The organism is Pantoea coffeiphila, assembly GCF_016909495.1.
GTDB classification, from domain to species: Bacteria; Pseudomonadota; Gammaproteobacteria; order Enterobacterales; family Enterobacteriaceae; genus Erwinia; species Erwinia coffeiphila.
In genome coordinates, this window is record NZ_JAFBFW010000008.1 from 51,533 (window position 1) to 72,569 (window position 21,037).

At 56.8% G+C, this 21,037-nt stretch carries 17 protein-coding genes; 9 read left to right on the top strand and 8 right to left on the bottom strand.

Going from position 1 to position 21,037, the window contains the following annotated elements; translation table 11 throughout:
- Positions 1-35 precede the first annotated feature (35 nt).
- Positions 36-2,015, top strand: a complete 1,980-nt coding sequence (locus JOE09_RS22165; RefSeq protein WP_205067354.1) for a sigma-54-dependent Fis family transcriptional regulator — start codon at positions 36-38, stop codon at positions 2,013-2,015.
- A gap of 18 nt (positions 2,016-2,033) precedes the next feature.
- Here the strand turns inward: JOE09_RS22165 and JOE09_RS22170 are convergent, their stop codons facing one another.
- Together JOE09_RS22170 and JOE09_RS22175 are read right to left on the bottom strand one after the other, a co-directional pair.
- Complete coding sequence (locus JOE09_RS22170; RefSeq protein WP_205067355.1) at positions 2,034-2,669, bottom strand: hypothetical protein; 636 nt, start codon at positions 2,667-2,669, stop codon at positions 2,034-2,036.
- 61 nt (positions 2,670-2,730) lie between these two features.
- On the bottom strand, positions 2,731-3,915 hold the full coding sequence (locus JOE09_RS22175) for an aminoacetone oxidase family FAD-binding enzyme (protein ID WP_205067356.1): 1,185 nt from the start codon (positions 3,913-3,915) through the stop codon (positions 2,731-2,733).
- Positions 3,916-4,157: 242 nt separating this feature from the next.
- Here JOE09_RS22175 and pitA point away from each other — a divergent pair, with 242 nt between their 5' ends.
- The gene (gene pitA / locus JOE09_RS22180; protein WP_205067357.1) at positions 4,158-5,657 is read left to right on the top strand and encodes an inorganic phosphate transporter PitA; all 1,500 of its coding nucleotides are present in this window, start codon (positions 4,158-4,160) and stop codon (positions 5,655-5,657) included.
- Between the two features lie 82 nt (positions 5,658-5,739).
- Here pitA and uspB read toward each other — a convergent pair whose 3' ends face one another.
- Positions 5,740-6,075 (bottom strand): universal stress protein UspB, encoded by a 336-nt coding sequence (gene uspB / locus JOE09_RS22185; RefSeq protein WP_200547192.1) that lies wholly within the window; start codon positions 6,073-6,075, stop codon positions 5,740-5,742.
- Positions 6,076-6,407: 332 nt separating this feature from the next.
- On the opposite strand from uspB, the gene uspA reads away from it, so the two are divergent.
- Entirely contained in the window at positions 6,408-6,845 is a 438-nt protein-coding gene (gene uspA / locus JOE09_RS22190) for a universal stress protein UspA (RefSeq protein WP_105595727.1), read from the top strand.
- Positions 6,846-6,883: 38 nt separating this feature from the next.
- On the opposite strand, the gene JOE09_RS22195 is transcribed toward uspA, so the two are convergent.
- On the bottom strand, positions 6,884-7,387 hold the full coding sequence (locus JOE09_RS22195) for an RrF2 family transcriptional regulator (RefSeq protein ID WP_200563184.1): 504 nt from the start codon (positions 7,385-7,387) through the stop codon (positions 6,884-6,886).
- A gap of 133 nt (positions 7,388-7,520) precedes the next feature.
- On the opposite strand from JOE09_RS22195, the gene JOE09_RS22200 reads away from it, so the two are divergent.
- Complete coding sequence (locus tag JOE09_RS22200) at positions 7,521-8,717, top strand: NAD(P)/FAD-dependent oxidoreductase (RefSeq protein ID WP_205067358.1); 1,197 nt, start codon at positions 7,521-7,523, stop codon at positions 8,715-8,717.
- 78 nt (positions 8,718-8,795) lie between these two features.
- Here the strand turns inward: JOE09_RS22200 and rsmJ are convergent, their stop codons facing one another.
- Entirely contained in the window at positions 8,796-9,548 is a 753-nt protein-coding gene (gene rsmJ, locus JOE09_RS22205; protein ID WP_205067359.1) for a 16S rRNA (guanine(1516)-N(2))-methyltransferase RsmJ, read from the bottom strand.
- Positions 9,549-9,554: 6 nt separating this feature from the next.
- Positions 9,555-11,597, bottom strand: a complete 2,043-nt coding sequence (gene prlC / locus JOE09_RS22210) for an oligopeptidase A (RefSeq protein ID WP_205067360.1) — start codon at positions 11,595-11,597, stop codon at positions 9,555-9,557.
- A gap of 226 nt (positions 11,598-11,823) precedes the next feature.
- Between prlC and JOE09_RS22215 the strand changes: the two genes are divergently transcribed.
- A complete protein-coding gene (locus JOE09_RS22215; RefSeq protein WP_205067449.1) occupies positions 11,824-12,648 on the top strand; it encodes a CPBP family intramembrane glutamic endopeptidase in 825 nt (274 codons plus the stop codon).
- Between the two features lie 139 nt (positions 12,649-12,787).
- Positions 12,788-13,630 carry a 23S rRNA (adenine(2030)-N(6))-methyltransferase RlmJ gene (locus JOE09_RS22220; RefSeq protein ID WP_200547197.1) on the top strand — a complete coding sequence of 281 codons (843 nt, stop codon included), beginning with the start codon at positions 12,788-12,790 and terminating at the stop codon, positions 13,628-13,630.
- Between the two features lie 877 nt (positions 13,631-14,507).
- Here the strand turns inward: JOE09_RS22220 and rnz are convergent.
- Both rnz and rtcR read right to left on the bottom strand, forming a co-directional pair.
- On the bottom strand, positions 14,508-15,422 hold the full coding sequence (gene rnz / locus JOE09_RS22225) for a ribonuclease Z (RefSeq protein WP_205067361.1): 915 nt from the start codon (positions 15,420-15,422) through the stop codon (positions 14,508-14,510).
- Between the two features lie 60 nt (positions 15,423-15,482).
- Positions 15,483-17,066 carry an RNA repair transcriptional activator RtcR gene (gene rtcR / locus JOE09_RS22230; RefSeq protein ID WP_205067362.1) on the bottom strand — a complete coding sequence of 528 codons (1,584 nt, stop codon included), beginning with the start codon at positions 17,064-17,066 and terminating at the stop codon, positions 15,483-15,485.
- A gap of 192 nt (positions 17,067-17,258) precedes the next feature.
- Here rtcR and JOE09_RS22235 point away from each other — a divergent pair, with 192 nt between their 5' ends.
- The 3 genes from JOE09_RS22235 to gorA all read left to right on the top strand — a co-directional run bounded on the left by JOE09_RS22235 (position 17,259) and on the right by gorA (position 20,763).
- Entirely contained in the window at positions 17,259-18,482 is a 1,224-nt protein-coding gene (locus JOE09_RS22235; RefSeq protein ID WP_205067363.1) for an RtcB family protein, read from the top strand.
- A 7-nt stretch (positions 18,483-18,489) separates the two neighbouring features.
- Entirely contained in the window at positions 18,490-19,278 is a 789-nt protein-coding gene (locus JOE09_RS22240; RefSeq protein WP_205067364.1) for a nucleotidyltransferase domain-containing protein, read from the top strand.
- A 132-nt stretch (positions 19,279-19,410) separates the two neighbouring features.
- Positions 19,411-20,763, top strand: a complete 1,353-nt coding sequence (gene gorA / locus JOE09_RS22245) for a glutathione-disulfide reductase (RefSeq protein WP_205067365.1) — start codon at positions 19,411-19,413, stop codon at positions 20,761-20,763.
- Positions 20,764-21,037: the final 274 nt, after the last annotated feature.

Below are 21,037 nucleotides of genomic sequence, written 5' to 3' on the forward strand. Positions count from 1 at the left end.
TCACTCCACTCTGGCCCAATAAAAAAGATGATAAAATGAGCTTTATTCCGACTCACTTTGGCGATGAAGAGTGGGAGTTGATTGCCCGAAATTCACGGCACGATCGACTTACGCCTGAAGACCCAGATGCGCATGCCGCCTGGCGCGGATTTATCGCCGGCAACGAACCGCCACTTCGCACCACGATTCTGGAGTCCTGGAAGCGCTGCCGCGCTGATGGGATGGATACGGAAACCTTTAACTACAGTCTCTGCAATCCTCATCATCTGGCGGAAATACTACAAAGCAACGCGGAGCTGATCGCCACCGCACGCGACGTGATGAAAAATCTGCTGGCCTATAATCCGGATGGTCACATTAATCTGACGGATATCAACGGCATCACGCTCTGCTTTTGCGGTCAGGATCTGACCCCGGTTGGCAGCATCCTCACCGAAGAGTTACTTGGCACCAACTGCACCGGGCGCTGCCTGAATGAGAAACGAGTGGTTTACGTGCTGAGCGGAGAAAACTATAAGCAGGCCCTGCGCGAGCGCGGTAAACACTGCGCGGCGGCGCCGGTCAGGGACGCCAGCGGCACGATGATTGGCGTGCTGACGCTGACGGCTAATCGCCACGCCTTCCATTACCATACTCTCGGCACGGTTCAGGCGGCGGCAGAGGCCATTGGCCAGCATCTCACCCTGCGCCGCTTGCTAAATGAGCAGCGCACAATCCTGGAGTCAATGAACGAAGGCGTCATTGTGACCAGCCCAAACGGCACCATCCGGGAACTGAATCGCTATGCCCGGCAGGTTCTGGGCCTGGATGAAAGCGTCCGTTTTTCGCATTTCGATCGGGTTCTGAAACCGGAAGGGACCCTTCTGGCAGATTTTGATACTCGCAAGGATCTGAATGTCACTTTTTGCCCGGACGTTAAAAAGCGCATCGCTTGCCTGATTTCCGTAGTGAAAACCCCGGATGGCGACCGGGTGATTACGCTGCGCGAACATCGCCGCATCCGGGACATTACCCGCCAGATGATGGGCAACAGCGCCAGCTATACCTTCGAGATGATCCTCGGCAACTCCTCAGTGCTTTCCGACGTGATCCACAAGGCGAGAAACGCCGCCCGGAGCGACAGCACCGTCTTGCTGACCGGTGAAAGTGGCACGGGAAAAGAGCTGTTCGCCCAGTCGATCCACAACAGCAGCGACCGCTACAGCGGACCGTTCCTGGCACTGAACTGCGGTGCCATCCCACGCGATTTGGTACAAAGCGAACTGTTTGGTTATGAGGACGGGGCATTTACCGGCTCGCGACGCGGCGGCTCTGCCGGAAAATTTGAGCTGGCTGACGGCGGTACGCTGTTTCTTGATGAAATTGGCGATATGCCACTTGAAGCGCAAACCAGCCTGCTGCGGGTATTGCAGGAGAACGAAGTGATGCGTATCGGCGGTAAGCGCCCGGTCAAAGTGAACATACGTATTATTGCTGCCACTCATCGTGACCTGAAGCATGATATTGCCACGGGCGCATTCCGTCAGGATCTCTACTTCCGCCTGAATATCATCAACCTCAACGTTCCACCGCTGCGGGATCGCCCGCAGGACATCCCGCTATTGCTCGCCCACTTCAGCGAACATATTTGCCGGGGGCTAAAACGTCAGAACGTCCATTTTTCTACTGCAGCCCTTGCACAGTTGACGGCCTATCCCTGGCCCGGCAACGTGCGGGAACTGGAAAATCTGGTTGAGCGGGTGCTGAACAGTAATGAGGGTGAGACCATTGATGCCGATGATTTACCCGAAGAAATGCGGATGATGGAGCGAAAATCCGCGCGCGCGTCGGTGCCCGATTTACGCGGAATGACGCTGGAAGAGGGAGAAAAAAGTCTGATCCTGCAGGCGCTGGAGATGCATCGCGGCAACCTGCGCCAGTCCGCGCTGGCGCTTAATCTATCGCGCGGCAGCCTGTATAAAAAAATTGATAAATACGGCATCGATCCGAACGCATGGCGGGGTAAACCAGAATGACGGCACAGAAAGGCGACATTACGCCTCTCTTACCCGCAAAGGCCGGAAGAGATAATCATACAGCGCCGAGAACTGGGTGAACCTTTTGACTAGCGCCTCGGTCACGGTGCGGTGAAGGTCATCCTGTAAAAAACCCAGCGTCGTAGCGTAGTTTTTCGGATGGAAGAAGGCTTTGTCGTACACCATCACCGTGCCTTCCCAGGTCAGGACGGAGTGCCCGTCCGGCTGCGGCAGGCTCTGGAAGTTGGCTTTATGATATGACTTGCCGTGCATGCCCAGATAGGTGGTGCGCGAGTCGTACTCTTTTTTATTCACCAGGCGGCAAAATTCATAGGGGGAATCGTACTGCGGCAGCGAGAAATCCGGCCCCAGAAGATTGCTCTCCCCCGACATGCCTTCAATCGTCACCGTCACATTGATCTTATCAAACAGGAAATCGAAGTTGCTCGATTTGGCAAATTCGATGTGGATCCTGAAATTCTCAGATTTAACGGCCCAGCAGTTCAGAAAGCCCGCCAGCAGCACGTTAAAAACCTGCCACTCGCTCATCTTCTTTTCACCGGCCAGGCTGCGGAACCGGCTGACGATCAGCTTTGATTTCGGGTGCATGAATAAGGTGTAAAGTGGATCGCTGGAGCTTAACACTTCCATCATTCAGCCCTTCATCTCAAAATCGCCATAACAGCCGAGCACCTTAGCATTTTCCCTTAAAACATCACAGCGCCTGTGCACAAGCCCAGGCGGAGCTCCACGCCCACTGGAAGTTATAACCGCCCAGCCAGCCGGTCACGTCCACCACTTCGCCAATAAAGTACAGCCCCGGCACGTCGCGGGCTTCCATGGTTTTCGAGGAAAGCTGTGTGGTGTCCACGCCGCCCAAGGTGACTTCGGCGGTGCGATAGCCTTCGGTGCCGTTCGGCTGCACGCGCCACTGATGCAGGGTGGTCGCCAGTTCGCCCTGCTGGCGGCTGTTGAGCTGCTTCAGGGTGCATTCCGGCACATGGCCCAGCAATTGCAGGCACTCGACCAGCCGCTTAGGCAGCAGTTTCGCCAGGGTATTTTTAAGGCTCTGATTCGGGTGCTGATTACGCTCTTCATTAATAAACGCATCGATATCCTGCTGCGGCGACAGATCGATGGTGACAAACTCACCCGGCTGCCAGTAGCTGGAAAGCTGGAGCACCGCCGGGCCGGACAGGCCGCGGTGGGTAAACAGCAGCGCTTCTTTAAACACCGTGCCGTCTTCCGCCGTCATCACCGACGGCACCGACACGCCGGAGAGCGTCTGTAGCTGTTCCAGCAGTGGCTTGTGCAGGGTGAACGGCACCAGTCCGGCGCGGGTCGGGAACACCTTCAGCCCGAACTGTTCGGCAATTTTATAGCCAAACGGCGATGCGCCCAGCCCCGGCATCGACAGACCGCCGCTGGCAATCACCAGCTTTGCCGCCTGCACCTCAGCGCCGTTGAGCTGCAGCGTATAGCCCGAATCGCCACGCACCACGGACATCACTTCGCTGCGCAGCCGCAGCGTAACGTTCCCCACCTCGCACTCTTTCAGCAGCAGATCGACAATCTGCTGAGCAGAATCATCGCAGAACAGCTGGCCGAGGGTTTTCTCATGCCAGGCAATGCCGTGGCGGTTCACCATATCGATAAAATCCCACTGCGTATAACGCGCCAGTGCGGATTTACAAAAGTGAGGGTTGTGCGACAGGTAGGCCGCCGGTTCGGTATACAGATTGGTGAAGTTGCAGCGGCCACCGCCGGACATCAGGATTTTACGCCCGGCCTTTTTGCCATTATCAATCAGCAGTACGCGCAGCCCTTTCTGGCCCGCCTGCGCCGCACAAAACAGGCCCGCAGCCCCTGCGCCAATTACGATAACGTCATATTTTTCCACTGCTCACCCCGGCACTGCCCGACAAAAACGCTGATTGTAGAGAGTTGGCGGGAGGGATACCAGCATCAGGGGAAACCTCAGCGGAAACAATTTGTAACTTAATGATTTACCATAGTTTTCTTAGGGTATTGTCACTATAGTGACACATTAATGTCAAAAAAAGTCTATATTTCACTTTCCCCCAGTGCGGTTTGTCGCTGATAATGCGCCGCGTTCATGTCCTCCAAAATGGCGTAACGCTTATGCTACATCTATTTGCTGGTCTTGATTTTCATACCGGCTTGTTACTGGTTCTGGCTTTGTTGTTTGTATTGATTTATGAAGCGATTAACGGCTTCCACGATACAGCCAACGCGGTCGCAACCGTGATCTACACTCGTGCAATGCGTTCGCAGTTAGCGGTCGTCATGGCAGGGGTGTTCAACTTCTTTGGTGTACTGTTGGGCGGCCTGAGCGTAGCTTATGCCATTGTCCATCTGTTACCCACCGATCTGTTATTGAACGTTGGATCGGCTCACGGGCTGGCGATGGTCTTTTCCATGCTGCTTGCCGCCATTATATGGAACCTCGGAACCTGGTATTTTGGGTTACCGGCTTCCAGCTCCCACACCCTGATTGGTGCCATTATCGGTATCGGCCTGACCAACGCGTTGCTGACCGGAACCTCGGTGGTTGATGCGCTGAACGTGCCGAAAATGATTGGCATCTTTATGTCATTGATTATCTCGCCGATTGTTGGCCTGGTTGTTGCTGGCGGACTGGTGTTCCTGCTGCGCCGTTACTGGAGCGGGAACAAAAAGCGTATGCGTGTCCACATGACGCCAGCGGAACGTGAAAAGATCGATGGCAAGAAAAAGCCGCCGTTCTGGACCCGTATCGCTCTGATCGTTTCCGCGATTGGCGTTAGCTATTCACACGGTGCAAATGACGGCCAGAAAGGCATTGGTCTGATTATGCTGGTGCTGATTGGCGTGGCGCCGGCAGGCTTCGTGGTCAATATGAATTCCACCGGTTATGACATCACCCGTACGCGTGATGCCGTTAACCATCTGGAGCAGTATTACCAGCAGCATGCCGCTTCGCTGACGCACATCATTCAGATGTCGCCACCGGCGATCCCGTCGCCGGAAGAAGTGCCGTCCGGTCCTCAGGAGTTCCACTGTGATGCCGCGCGCGCACTGCCGGTTATCCAGCGTGCTCAGGGGCTGCTGAACGACCTGTCCAGCTACGATTCACTGACCGTTGAGCAGCGCAGCCATCTGCGCCGCATGCTGATGTGTATCTCGGATACGGCGGAAAAAGCAGCCAAGCTGCCGGAAACCAGCGCGGAAGATAAACGCTTCCTGACCAAGCTGAAAGGCGATCTGCTGAATACCATCGAGTATGCCCCGGTATGGATTATCGTGGCGGTGGCACTGGCTCTGTCGTTAGGTACGATGGTTGGCTGGCGTCGCGTGGCGACCACTATCGGTGAAAAAATCGGTAAGAAAGGCATGACTTACGCTCAGGGAATGTCGGCGCAGATGACGGCGGCGGTCTCGATTGGCGTGGCAAGTTATACCGGCATGCCGGTTTCAACCACTCACGTTCTCTCCTCCTCGGTGGCGGGTACGATGCTGGTTGACGGCGGTGGCGTTCAGGGCCGCACCATTAAGAATATCCTGCTGGCGTGGGTCTTTACTCTGCCGGTATCGATTGTTCTTTCCGGTGTGCTGTACTGGATTGCGCTGAAGCTGATTTAAGCCAGCGCGGCGGGGTTGCCCGTCACGCAAAAAGTGTAGAAAGCGGACTTCGGTCCGCTTTTTTTATGCCTGTACGCCGCGCTTAATGCCAGATAGCCAGGCCAATCAGGCTGATAACCACCAGCCCGCAGAGGGAACTGGTCAGGATAAACTGGCCGCGCACGCGCCGACAGCGGCGGATAAACTCATCGTCGTGATGATCGAGATAGCGCTGGGCCCAGATGTAGTACACCAGCCGAACCTGCTTGCCCGGCTGCCCGTGCGAGGTAAAAAATCCCGCACCATCGACGTACTGATACAGCAAAGGATCGCAACCGCGTAACACCACAAGCAAAGCGCGCAGCGAAGAGAAATAGCGCGCCATATTCACCACACAAACGACACAAAGAGCCCAGAAAAGCGCGATGGTGCTGATCATGATCCCCTCCCGGCCATTCACCACAGAAAACGAAAAGCGGGCAAGCCGCTGCGCCCTGCGATGGTTGAAATGCCCCTGTTATCGATATCGGCCCGATACGGCGGTCAGCCGGATGAGGCGATAAGAAAGCGCTGACTGGCGCCTCTTATCAGTGTAGGAGATCTGCACAAAATTTTTCCAGCACTCTGTACGACATCCGCAATAAACGGAGGAAAATTCATGTTGATCCTGTTCGCAAAGACCGCAGGCTGCCACAACATCCTTTAACAAATTTCGCTATACTAAATCGTATCCCGCATGTATCAGAACTTACGCGAAAAGGAGTATTCATCATGGCTTACAAACATATTCTGATTGCTGTTGACCTGTCGCCTGAGAGTAAACTGCTGGTTGATAAAGCAGTATCGATGGCTCGTCCTTATGATGCAAAAGTCTCATTGATCCACGTTGATGTGAATTATTCCGACCTCTACACCGGTCTGATCGACGTTAATCTGGGTGATATGCAGAAACGGATTTCGGAAGAAACCCACACCGCGCTGACCGAGCTGTCCAACAGCGCCGGTTATCCGATTGCTGAAACCCTCAGCGGCAGCGGCGATCTCGGCCAGGTGCTGGTTGATGCGATTAAACAGTATCAGGTGGATTTAGTGGTCTGTGGCCACCATCAGGATTTCTGGAGCAAACTGATGTCTTCCGCCCGCCAGCTGATCAATACCGTGCACATTGATATGCTGATTGTGCCGCTGAACGACGAAGACGAAGACTAAGCTCGTTGTCTTGCACAGGCCGGGTTCGCCCGGCCTTTTTATTGCCGCCGTGCTTCAATCCAGTCCTGAACTTCCACCACGAACGTCTGCGGTGCCTTGCGGTACATCTTCAGCGCTAAATCCAGAATAGAGTGCTGCGCCAGCGACTCTTCCATGCGCTGCTGCGCCATCTCCATCACCGAACGCACCCCGCAAATTCCCGAACAGGCCCACTCCGGCGGGGTTTCATCAAAAATCACCGTGCGCTGGCGGATCTCGCGGCAGGCAAAAACCTGTTTTTCGCCGTCAATGGCGTTCACCACGTCGAGCAGCGTAATGTTGGCAGCAGGCAGCGCCAGCTGAAAACCGCCGCCCTTGCCTTCGCTGCTGCGCACCAGCCCCGCTTTTGACAGGCGGGTAAAGATCTTGGCCAGGTAGTCGTAGGGCACGTTTTGCAGATCGGCAATCTCCCGCACGCTCATTTCACGCGCGTCACCGCTGCTATCAACCATAAACATCAGGCTGTGAATGCCGTACTCAACGCCAGAACTATAGAAAGCCATGTACTTATCTCAACCCTGTTAACTCGCGCTAGTGTAGCGTTTTCAGCGCCGCCTTGCGCGCAAATCACCTTTGCCTTTTTAAACTACGACAAATATAATCCGAGTTAATAACCGTAACAAGAGTGACAGTAAAATGCGTAAACAGATTCTGATCGTCGGTGCTGGTTTCTCGGGTATGTGGTCAGCGCTAAGCGCCGCACGGCTGGCAGAGGGCAATGCCGATATCGACATCACCGTGATCGCCCCACAGCCGGAGCTGCGCGTGCGACCGCGTTTTTATGAAAGCGCCGTGCGTTCGCTGGTTGCCCCTTTGCAGCCGCTGTTCGACGTCACCGGAGTGAATTTCCTGCGCGGCACGGTCAGCCAGATCGATGCGGCGGATCGCCGGGTTAGCTGGCGTGACGAATCCGGCACCGTGCAGCAGCAGCGCTATGACCGCCTGATTCTGGCCAGCGGCAGCCACGTTAATCGTTCGCAGGTGGCGGGCGTGGCAGAGCACGCGTTCGACCTTGACCAGCTGGAGAGCGCCGAGGTACTGGAGCAGCACCTTAACGGCCTGGCTCAGCGCCCGGACAGCCCAACACGCAACACCGTGGTGGTCTGCGGCGGTGGCTTCACCGGTATTGAGATGGCGACCGAACTTCCGGCACGCCTGCGGGAGATCCTCGGCGCCCAGGCAAAAACCCGCGTGGTGGTCATTGAACGCGGCCCTCAGCCAGCCGCGCGATTCAGCGAGGAGCTACGCAATGTGATTATCGAGGCTTCAGCCGAGCTGGGCGTGGAGTGGAAGGTCAATGCGGAAGTGGAGCAGGTGACGGCGGAGGGCGTGACGCTGAAAGACGGGCAGACTATTGCTGCGCAGACCGTGATCTGGACCGTTGGCGTACAGGCCAACGATCTGACGGCACAGATTGACGCACCGCGCGATCGCCAGGGCCGCCTGCATGTTAACGCCCAGCTACAGGTCATCGGTCATGAAGAGATTTATGCCACCGGCGACGTGGCGTATGCCGCCACCGACGACAACGGCAACCACGCGCTGATGACCTGCCAGCACGCGATTCAGCTCGGTAAATTTGCCGGTAACAACGCGGCGGCGAGCCTGCTGGATATCGCACCGCTGCCTTATCGTCAGGAAAACTACGTCACCTGCCTCGATCTTGGCGCGTGGGGCGCGGTCTACAGTGAAGGCTGGGATCAGCAGGTCAAGCTGACGCGGGCGGAAGCGAAAAAGCTGAAAGTGTCGATCGTCAGTGAACTGATCTACCCACCGGCAGCGGATAAGGCCACCGCGTTCAGGATCGCCGACCCGCTCGCGCCGTTTGTGTGATCGCAGCCTGCCCTCCCTACTGACCAAAAAAAGGGCACGGCCTGAGTACAGGCGGTGCCCTCTGTTCCGATCGCCCCGTTACGCTGTTAGCGGCGCATAAATATCAAAGCGATGGCCTTTGGTTGTCACCGCGTTCGGCGTGGCCACATCGGCCAGCGGCGGCGCATAGTCCGGGCGCTTCACGACGACTCGTTTGGTCGCCAGCTGCCGCGCCGGTTGCAGCAGTCCGTCGGCATCGAGGTCCGGCCCCACCAGCGACTGAAACACCCGCATCTCTTTCTTAACCAACGCGCTTTTCTGTTTGTGTGGAAACATCGGATCAAGGTACACCACCTGCGGCCGTGGCGAGATATCCGTCAGCGCCGTCAGGCTGGAAGCGTGCAGCAGCGTCAGCCGCTCGCGCAGCCACGGGCCAATCTCCGCATCGGCATAGCCGCGCGCCAGGCCGTCATCCAGCAGCGCTGCCACAACAGGATTACGCTCCAGCATTCTCACGCGGCAGCCAACGGATGCCAGCACAAACGCATCGCGCCCCAGGCCCGCCGTGGCATCGACCACATCCGGCAGATAGCCACTTTTAATGCCGACGGCTTTTGCCACCGCCTCACCGCGACCGCCGCCAAACTTGCGGCGGTGCGCCATCGCACCACCGACGAAATCCACGAAAATACCGCCGAGCTTCGGCTCGTCGCGCTTGCGCAGTTCAAGGTGCGTGGCGGTCATCACCAGCGCCATCAGGGCACTGTCGTCATGCGTCAGCTGCCAGCGATCGGCCAGAATAGATAAGGCACCGTTTCCGGTGCCCGTTTCATCCAGTAAACAGATGTTCAAAACCGCTTATCCCTTGATGCCGTAGTGTTTCAGCATCGCATCCAGCTGCGGTTCGCGGCCACGGAAGCGTTTAAACAGCTCCATTGGCTCTTCGGAACCGCCGCGCGTCAGGATGTTATCGAGGAACGACTGCCCGGTTTCGCGGTTGAAGATCCCTTCCTGTTCAAAGCGAGAGTACGCATCCGCCGCCAGCACATCCGCCCACAGATAGCTGTAGTAGCCTGCGGCATAGCCACCGGCAAAGACGTGGCTGAAGGCGTGCGGGAAGCGGCCCCATGATGGACCTGGAACAACGGCTACCAGCGCTTTCACTTCTTTCAGCGTTTCCAGGATCTGCGCGCCTTTCGCCGGGTCGAACTCGGTATGCAGGCGGAAGTCGAACAGGCCGAACTCCAGCTGGCGCAGGATAAACAGCGCGGCCTGGTAGTTTTTCGCGGCCAGCATTTTTTCCAGCAGTTCCTGCGGCAGCGGCTCACCGGTTTCATAATGACCGGAGATAAACGCCAGCGCTTCCGGCTCCCAGCACCAGTTTTCCATAAACTGACTCGGCAGCTCGACCGCATCCCACGGCACACCGCTGATACCGGATACGCCCGGGGTTTCAATACGGGTCAGCATATGGTGCAGGCCGTGACCGAACTCATGGAACAGGGTGGTCACTTCGTTGTGGGTGAACAGCGCAGGCTTGCCGCCGAGCGGGCGGTTGAAGTTACAGGTCAGATAGGCCACCGGCTTTTGCAGGCTGCCGTCGGCTTTGCGCATCTGGCCAACGCAGTCATCCATCCAGGCACCGCCGCGCTTGTGCTCGCGTGCGTAAAGGTCCAGGTAGAAGCTGCCGCGCAGCTCGCCGCTTTCGTCAAACAGATCGAAGAAACGCACGTCGGGATGGTACACATCGACATCGTTGCGTTCGCTGGCGGTGATGCCGTAAATGCGTTTCACCACTTCAAACAGGCCGCTCAGCGCACGCTGCTCCGGGAAGTATGGGCGCAGCTGTTCGTCGCTGATCGAGTACAGGTGCTGTTTCTGCTTTTCACCGTAGTAAGTCAGATCCCACGGCTGCAGCTCGTCCACGCCGAACTCTTTTTTCGCAAAAGCGCGCAGCTCGGCCAGCTCCTGCTCCGCCTGCGGACGCGCACGTTTCGCCAGATCGGTCAGGAAGTCGATCACCTGCGCCGGGCTTTCCGCCATCTTGGTCGCCAGTGATTTATGTGCGAAGGAGTCAAAGCCCAGCAGCTGGGCCAGCTCGTGGCGCAGGGCCAGCTCTTCGGCCATCACTTCGCTGTTGTCCCATTTACCGGCGTTTGGACCCTGGTCAGAAGCGCGGGTGGAATAGGCGCGGTACAGTTCTTCACGCAGCGCCTGGTTGTCGCAGTAGGTCATCACCGGCAGATAGCTTGGGATGTCCAGGGTCAGCAACCAGCCCTGCTGCTCTTTCGCTTCCGCCTGCGCTTTCGCAGCGGCCAGCGCGCTTTCCGGCATCCCGGACAGTTCGCTTTCATCGCCGATCAGCTTGCTCCAGCCCATGGTCGCATCCAGCACGTTGTTGCTGTAGGTCGACCCCAGCTCGGAGAGGCGTGCGGCGATTTCACCGTAGCGCTGCTGCTTCTCTTTCGACAGGCCGATACCGGACAGTTCGAAATCACGCAGCGCGTTATCGACCGCTTTTTTCTGTGCCAGATCGAGTGCGGCGTAGTGGCTGCCCTCTTTCAGATCGCGATATGCCTGATAAAGCCCTTCATGCTGGCCCGCCCAGGTGCTGTATTCCGACAGCAGCGGCAGGGTTTGTTCGTAGGCCTGGCGCAGCTCGGGGCTGTTTTTTACCGAATTCAGGTGGCTGACCGGGGAGAACAGGCGGCTTAAACGATCGTCGACTTCTGCCAGCGGCTGCACCAGGTTATCCCAGCTGTAGGGCGCACCCTGGGCCACAGCTTTCTCAACCGCCGCACGGCAATCATCCAGTGCCTGGGTCACGGCGGGAACCACATGTTCAGGCTTGATGGCGGAAAACGGGGGAAGAGTAAACGAAGAAAGTAACGGGTTGGTCATAGCGCAGTAGTCCTTTAATCGGTGTAAGGAGCGCGTTTTTACGCACGATTTCTTTAACATGAGGCTAAGTGTAGCGAAAATCAATGGTTGCCAGCGTAACATCTCCCCTTCATCGGCTATCGGAGCGGCTTCTCACCGCACGTTCGGCTTTGCTGGTGCCGGGACGGCATTGCATACTCTTTCGCTTTGTTACGCTGTATTACTCATTTAAACAGGGAGTGAAATGATGTGGTTTTTGCTGGCGCTGTCTTTGCTGTTCTTGTCATTTAGTCTGCGCAGCTCACTGGTATTGTTATTTATTGCTCTGGCAATGGCGATTATCGATCAAACGCTGCTGCCACCGGGCATTATTGCTCTTGGCATTATGTTCTGCATCGCCATTTGCTGGGGATATCGCCAGCGGCAAACGCCGTTTGCGCTACCGGGCGAGATCCTGCTGGTCGCCGGCGCAATCGCGCTGGGGCTGCATATGATTCCGGGTTTTAATAATCAAATCGCGGCTTCAGGCGTGCAGGCCGGGCCGCAGAGCCTGCCGTTCACCTTCTATTTTAATCTTGATAAAGCGCTGATCCCGTTCCTGCTGCTGGGCTGCATGCCAACGCTGATCGCGCGTCCGTCACAGCAGCCGCAGAATCCGCTGTGGTGGTTGGTACTGCTGCTGTCGATGCCTCTGCTGCTGTTAGTGGCGACCGTAATCGGCGCGCTGCGGGTGGAGCCCCATATTCCAGCCTGGATTGGCTCGTTTATGCTCGCCAACCTGTTTTTCGTCTGCCTGGCGGAGGAAGCCCTGTTCCGTGGCTATATTCAGCAGCGCCTGAGCCAACTGCTGGGCGACAAGCGCGCGCTGTTGATTGCCTCGGTATTATTTGGCCTGGCGCACTTTTCTGGTGGACTGATGCTGGTATTTTTCGCCACGCTGACGGGCGTGATTTACGGTCTGGCCTGGCTGTGGAGCGGACGTCTTTGGGTGGCTACGCTGGTGCATTTTTCCTTTAATATGCTGCACCTGCTGTTCTTCACCTATCCTGTATGGCAACGCCTGCCGACCTGATATAATCGGCGCAATTCGTTCTCATGCTTTTTCCTGCATCCGTTGCTGTGCGCCGTTCTGTAGGGTAATCCGTGGGGTAATAATTGTAGAAAATTGATTCACCATCAATTAAAGCCGCATAAAATCAACAGGATAAATAATGCTCAGCTATCGCCACAGTTTTCACGCCGGCAACCACGCCGATGTACTTAAGCACACCGTACAAAGCCTGATTATCAGTTCGCTGAACGAGAAAGATAAACCCTATCTTTACCTCGACACCCACGCGGGCGCCGGTCGGTATCTGTTGAGCGGTGAGCATGCGGAGCGTACCGGCGAATATCTGGAAGGTATCGCCCGTATCTGGCAGCAGGACGATCTCCCTGCCGAGCTTGAGCCGTATATTAAAGCGGTCAAGGATCTGAACCCTAACGGTAAGCTGCGCTACTATCCGGGTTCTCCGCTGATTGCTCGCTACCTGCTGCGTGAATACGACAAGCTACAGCTGACCGAACTGCACTCCAGCGATTTCCCGCTGCTGCGCGGTGAGTTCCTGAAAGACAGCCGCGCGCGCACCGATCGTGCCGATGGCTATCAGCAGCTGAAAGCCAAGCTGCCGCCGCTGTCCCGCCGTGGTTTTGTGCTGATCGACCCGCCTTACGAGCTGAAAAGCGACTATCAGGCCGTCGTGAAGGGCATCGAGGAGGGCTATAAGCGCTTCAGTACCGGCGTTTACGCGCTGTGGTATCCGGTGGTGCTGCGTCAGCAGATTAAGCGCATGTGTAAAGATCTGGAAGCTACCGGTATTCGCCGTATTCTGCAGATCGAGCTGGGCGTGCGCCCGGACAGCGACCGTTTCGGCATGACTGCGTCGGGGATGATTGTGGTTAACCCGCCGTGGAAGCTGGAGCAGCAGATGAAGAATGTGCTGCCGTGGCTGGAAAAAGTGCTGGTACCGTCCGGGACCGGGCATTCTAAGGTTGAGTGGATCGTTCCGGAGTAATTTCTGCGGGTTCGCTGCGTGAGTCGTGCGAGAGCACGGTATTCAGTGCGGATGGCTGCGTGAGTCGTGCGGGAGCACGGTATTCAGTGCGGATGGCTGCGTGAGTCGTGCGGGAGCACGGTATTCAGTGCGGATGGCTGCGTGAGTCGTGCGGGAGCACGGTATTCAGTGCAGGTGGCTGCGTGAGTCGTGCGGGAGCACGGTATTCAGTGCAGGTGGCTGCGTGAGTCGTGCGGGAGTACGGCCTCTGCGGCGGCGGCGGGCGGTCCTCACGCCGCGCTTTGCGCGGTGCCCTCGTCTCCGGCATCTGACCGACGGACCGTTTGAGAGCGGGCTTCCTGCCCGCGCTCAAACTGACACCAGCGTCCCTGCTGTCGTCTCCTGGTCAGTTGCCTCCACCTCAGCGCTGCGGATTGCCACTTTGCCGCCGCAGAGGCCGTTCTCCTTCAGTTTTCGTGCTCGCTTTCCGTTAAGTCGGCGTTCGATCTTCGTTCGGCAAATCGGTTTTACTTCCTCATTTCCTCAACACCCAAACTGTGCGCAGGTAAAAGCACAGCATCGACATCGCCCGTTTCGCTGGCATCGTACTGATGCATCACATCAATGCTTTCGGATCTGAAGACAGCTCCGGGATCATAGCGCTGACGGGGCGTGGCCACGGCTGGCAATTCGCAGCGCTGAGCAGAGTGAGGAAGCCAGGATGTGCCCGCAGGACGCGGGCACAAGGCTCGGCCGGCACAGGGACGTGACGTCCGAGCCGGTCCGACAGGCTGACGAACGAAGCGAAGGCACCACGCAACGCGTGGCGCGAGGACCGCCAGACGTGGCCACGCCCCGTCAGCGCGGGCACCAGAACACCAGACTGCACAGCCCCCTTTTAGACAACAAACACCGCAAAATCATGCGCCATCTCCGTCGCCGGAAACACCGCCCGACACTCATCCAACAGCCGCTCACAGTCCTGGCGTAAATAACGCGAACTGAGATGGGTGATAATCAGCCGCTTCGCCCCGCTCTCCTTCGCCACCCTGGCCGCCTGCACCGTCGAGGAATGACCGCGACCGTTGGCTTTTTCTTCCATCGCCACTTCCAGCGTCGCCTCATGCACCATCAAATCAACACCCGCCGCCAGATCGGTGGCCGCCGCGGTGGGCGCCGTATCGCCAAAGATGGCCAGGCTGCGTCCTTTGATTGTGCTGCCAACATAATCCCAGCCATTCACCACCCGACCATCATCGAGCGTTACGCTGCGCCCCTGCTTTAAATCGTAATAGTAAGGGCCGGGCAGATAGCCGTCCGCTTTCAGCCGCCCCGCATCCAGCGCGCCGGGTTTGTCATGCTCATCAATCCGGTAGCCGTAACACTCCACCGGATGCGTCAGCGGAAACGCGGTCACACGAAACTGCTCGTCGTTGCACACCTCTCCGGCGGTAATCTCAACGATCTCCAGCGGGAAAGTCAGCCACGACCCGCTCAGCTGCAGCGAGGTTTCCACAAAGGTCTTAATCCCTACCGGACCGTATAGCGTTAACGGCTCGGTGGCACCGTTCATCGACCGGCTGGTCAGCAACCCCGGCAGGCCGAAAATATGATCGCCGTGCAGATGGGTAATAAAGATTTTCTCAATTTTCCCCGGCTTAATCGGCGTACGCAGGATCTGATGCTGGGTCCCTTCTCCGCAGTCAAACAGCCAGCTGCCGCGATTGTATTCACTCAGGTTTAGCGAAATGCTGGTAACATTTCGCTCGCGGCTCGGGGTACCGGCACCGGTACCTAAAAACTGTAATTCCATACGCTTTCTACTCCGTCATAGCGTTGTTTCCTGCAACGAGCAGGAGAAAAGGGGGCGAGTTTAGCACTGGTTATCCCCGTGCAGCTGCTCCCAGCTCAGATCGAAACGGGCCAGATACTTACGCAGGCGGTCGGCATCGTTGGGCTGCTTTTTCTGCTGGCGGGATACGGCAAACAGCCTGCGTCCGGCATCGGACAGCGACGATGACGTGCGGCAAATCGCCAGTACGCTTTCCAGCTGGGTACGATCAAAGAGATCCAGCTCGCCCATTCCTTCCGGCAGGCTGCCGCCCTCTACCTGATACCAACTGCGGCGCAGTCGGTCAATCTCCTCTTCCACCTGCTCGCTACCGATACGTCCTTCATCCGCCAGCGTCGCCATCCGCGTTACAGAAGCGCTTAACTCGCGAAAATTTCCCGGCCAGCGGGCTTCAGGCGAACAGGCAAACTGCAAAAAACGCTGCCTCGCTGGCGGTTCAAACCGCACCTGTGACTGGCTGTCGCCAGCATAGCGCAGCAGTTCATACTCCAGATTAGGCTCGATGTCCTCACGCCGCTGTGCCAGACCCGGCAGCGTAAAGGTCCACATATTAATGCGCGCGAAGAGATCTTCGCGAAAGCGCCCTTCCGCCACCCGCTGCCGCAGGTCGCGATGCGTACCGGCGATCAGCTGAAAATCGCTGCTCACCTCTTTATCACTGCCGAAAGGCAAAAAGCGTTTTTCTTCAATCGCCTTCAGCAGCATCGCCTGCTCATCCAGCCCCAGCTCGGCGATTTCATCAAGGAACAACATGCCACCGTCCGCTTCACGCAGCAGGCCGTTTCGCGCCTGCTGCGCACCGGTGAAGGCACCTTTCACATGGCCGAACAGCGTCGACATGGCATTATCACCGCGCAGGGTGGCGCAGTTAACGGCGACCAGCCTGCCTTTGACCCGATGCCGCGACTGGCGCAGCTGCCAGATGCGCTCGGCCAGAAACGATTTGCCCGCCCCGGTCGGGCCGGTAAGCAAAATGGGAGCCGTGGAACGCAGCGCCACCCGCTCAATCTGTTCGATAAGCGCGTTGAAGGTGGTGTTTCGCGTGGCAATACCGCCCTTCAACAACGAAACCGATGCGGCCTGTTCACGCATAAAACGGCTGGTCAGCGTGGCATAACGGCGCAGATCCAGATCGATAATCGAATAAGCCCCTGCCGTTTTGGGTTCACCCTCGTTCTGGCCCGGTCCGGTTTGCAGCAGGCGCGCGGGCAGATAGCGCGCTTCCGTGAGCAGGAACCAGCAGATCTGCACCACGTGTGTCCCGGTCGTAATGTGGACCAGATACTCTTCATTTTCCGTATCAAACGTATAGCGGCTGGCAAACTCAAGCAGTGCGCCGTACACCTCTTCAAAATCCCAGGGATCGCGGAGCACGATTTCGTTGAGCTTAACCTGCGTCGCCGGTGATACCTGCGCCACGTCTTCCACCACCTGCCCGGCCAGCTGCTGGCTGTTATCGCCGTGCAGCAGTTCCAGTCGGTCAATGGCAAAACCCGGCTGCATGCAAAGCCCGACGGTGGGGCGCCATTTGTTCCAGCGGTTATGGCGTTTCCCGCGTTTATCCAGCGTGGTGCCCAGCATGCCAATCACAACCCGGCGCTTCATGTTTATCCTTAAATATAAAAAGCGAGATAAAAAGATAATAATCTAACTTGCGGCATCAATATCGAACATCAAAAATATTTTTTAAAAACCATAAAATTCATAAATTTAAAAATAAATTCACAGCTAAAAACCGCAATGGCACGCTTCTGGCAATAGTGGTTCGTCACCCACGTTAAGCAAAAGGAATAACAGATGGCAAATGAATGGCAGCAGTTGCAGAACCCCGACGGCGCTGCGGTAAAAATGTGGACGCATGGCGTACCGGTCGATCCGAAAGCACAGCAGCAGCTGCTGAATACCGCCAAAATGCCGTTTATCTTTAAACATCTGGCAGTAATGCCGGACGTTCACGTCGGTAAAGGCTCCACGATTGGCAGCGTGATACCGACCAAAGGCGCGATTATCCCGGCAGCGGTCGGCGTGGATATTGGCTGCGGCATGATTGCCGTACGCACCTCGCTGACGGCAGCCGATCTGCCGGATAACCTGCACGGTATCCGCAGCGCAATTGAACGGGCGGTGCCTCACGGCCGCAGCAGCGGACGGTCGGGCCGGGATCGCGGCGCGTGGCAAAACCCACCGGGCGTGGTTGATAGCCACTGGCAGGCGCTGGAGCAGGGCTTCAAACGTATTACGGATAAGTATCCTGCACTGCTGAAAACCAATAACTACCAGCATCTCGGCACGCTCGGTACCGGTAATCACTTTATCGAACTCTGCCTGGATGAAGCCGAGCGGGTGTGGGTGATGCTGCACAGCGGGTCGCGCGGCGTTGGCAATGCCATCGGCAACCTGTTTATTACGCTGGCCCAGCAGGATATGCGCCAGCACATCGCCAACCTGCCGGACCGCGATCTGGCCTATTTTGCCGAAGGCAGCGCGCATTTTGATGACTATCTACAGGCGGTGGAATGGGCACAGGATTACGCCCGCCACAACCGCATGGTGATGATGCAGCAGACGCTGACGGCGCTGGCGCAGGCGGTAACCAAGCCGTTTATCGCCGAGGAACAGACGGTTAACTGTCACCACAACTACGTGCAGCGCGAACAGCATTTCGGCGAAGAGGTGCTGATCACACGTAAAGGTGCGGTCTCCGCGCGCAAAGGCGAAATGGGGATTATTCCCGGCTCGATGGGGGCGAAAAGCTTTATCGTGCGCGGGCTGGGCAACGAAGAGAGCTTCTGCTCATGCAGCCACGGTGCCGGGCGCGTGATGAGCCGTACCGAGGCGAAAAACCGTTTCACCGTAGCCGACCAGCAGCGCGCAACGGCTCACGTTGAGTGCCGTAAAGACAGCAACGTCATCGATGAAATCCCGATGGCCTACAAAGATATTGACGCGGTGATGGCCGCCCAGGCCTCGCTGGTAGAAATTGTCCACACCCTGCGCCAGGTGGTGTGCGTAAAAGGATAAGGAGTGAATGATGGAACAGACGATAAGCCGCGAAATGCGCGGCAGAATATTGGCAACGCTGGAAGAAACGGAAGCAAAGTACGGGGTGCGTATCCTGTACGCCTGCGAATCGGGCAGCCGCGGCTGGGGTTTTGCCTCACCGGATAGCGATTATGATGTGCGTTTCATTTATGTACATCAGCCGGAATGGTATCTGCGGGTGATGCCGCCGCGCGATGTGATCGAAATGCCGATAGATGACGAGCTGGACGTGTGCGGCTGGGAATTGCGTAAAACGCTTGGCCTGATGCAGGCCGCTAACCCCACGCTGATGGAGTGGCTGGACTCGCCGATCGTTTATCGCCAGCATACCGAAAGCAGCAGTGCGCTACAGGCGCTGGCCCGCGACTATTGTAGCGATCGACGTGCGCGCTACCATTACCTGTCGATGGCGAGAAAAAATTTTCGCGGCTATTTGCAGGGGGAGCAGGTACGACTCAAGAAATATTTCTACGTGCTGCGTCCACTGCTCGCCGTGATGTGGATCGAAGCCGGTCTGGGAACCCCGCCTATGCGGTTCGACAAACTGGTCGCGGGCACGGTGACCGAGCCGAAACTGCTGGCCGAGATAGAGTCGCTGCTGGTGATGAAACGCAACGCGAATGAAGCGGAATATGGCCCGCGCCGCCCTTACCTGCACGCCTTTATCCGCAGCCAGCTGGAGCAGCAGGATCGCCCAGCGCTGGCCGACAGTGAAAGGCGCGATGCGACAAAGCTGGATCGGTTCCTGCACGATACAGTCATGGCCCAGAGGTGAAATGGCAGAGGCATCGTTCGGCTCGGTGCCTCCGCCCTATCGCAATCATAGACGCAATCTTTGCGGCATTTGGCCGAGTGGCGTTACACTTATGCCCAGAAAAATAACTCACTTACTGAACTGGAAGATTCGATGACCAAACATTATGACTATCTCGCCATCGGCGGCGGCAGCGGCGGTATCGCCTCCATCAACCGTGCGGCCATGTACGGACAGAAATGTGCGCTGATCGAAGCGAAAGATCTTGGCGGCACCTGCGTGAACGTGGGCTGCGTACCGAAGAAAGTAATGTGGCATGCCGCACAGATTGCCGAAGCCATCCATCAATACGGCCCGGACTACGGCTTCGACACCACCGTTAACCAGCATAACTGGGACGTGCTGTTGAAGAACCGCAGTGCCTATATCGATCGTATCCACACCTCATACGATAACGTGCTGGGTAAAAACAACGTCGACGTGATCAAAGGCTTTGCGCGTTTTGTTGATGCGCACACCGTGGAAGTGAACGGCGAAAAGATTACCGCTGACCATATTCTGATTGCTACCGGCGGTCGCCCGGTTCAGCCGAACATTCCGGGTGCCGAGTACGGCATCAACTCCGACGGCTTCTTTGAGTTACAGGCGCTGCCGAAACGCACCGCCGTCGTAGGCGCAGGCTATATTGCGGTTGAAATTGCCGGCGTGCTGAACGCACTGGGTTCTGAAACCCACCTGTTCGTTCGTAAGCACGCGCCGCTGCGCACCTTCGATCCGCTGATCGTCGATACGCTGCTGGAAGTGATCAACACCGAAGGCCCGACGCTGCACACCGAATCTATTCCAAAAGCGGTGGTGAAGAATGCCGACGGCAGCCTGACCCTGCAGCTGGAAAATGGCAAAGAGCAGACCGTTGACTGCCTGATCTGGGCGATTGGCCGCGAGCCGATGACCGACAACCTGAACCTGGACGTCACCGGCGTTGCGCTGAACGACAAAGGCTATATCAACGTTGATAAGTATCAGAATACCAACGTGAAAGGCATCTACGCGGTGGGCGATAACACCGGTGCGGTAGAGCTGACTCCGGTGGCGGTTGCCGCCGGTCGTCGCCTGTCCGAGCGCCTGTTCAACAACAAACCGGACGAGCATCTGGACTACAGCAACGTGCCAACCGTCGTGTTCAGCCACCCGCCGATCGGCACCGTGGGCCTGACCGAGCCGGAAGCGCGCGAGAAGTTTGGTGATGACCAGGTCAAAGTGTACAAATCGGCCTTCACCGCGATGTACACCGCCGTCACTCAGCACCGCCAGCCCTGCCGTATGAAGCTGGTTTGCGTCGGTGCCGATGAGAAGATTGTCGGTATTCACGGTATCGGCTACGGCATGGATGAAATGTTACAGGGCTTTGCAGTAGCGCTGAAAATGGGTGCAACCAAGAAAGATTTCGATAACACCGTTGCGATCCACCCGACCGGCGCAGAAGAATTTGTGACTATGCGTTAAGCACTGTTCTGGTATTAAAGAAACACCTGCAGGGTATTCTGCAGGTGTTTCTTACTTAGTTTGAGGGTAATAGCAGAAAAAAAATAACCTGTTGATTATAAATGATTTAAAAAAAGTCGCTTAAGGAACCAGCCAATCGAAGAAAGATAAAAATACGAAAATAAAATTATTACCTGATTTTACATTATCATTATTCTGAAATTAAACTTCCCTGATGTATGACGCTGAAATATAAAAAATCTTTAAAATAATTGTTATACTCAACCCGCCAGAA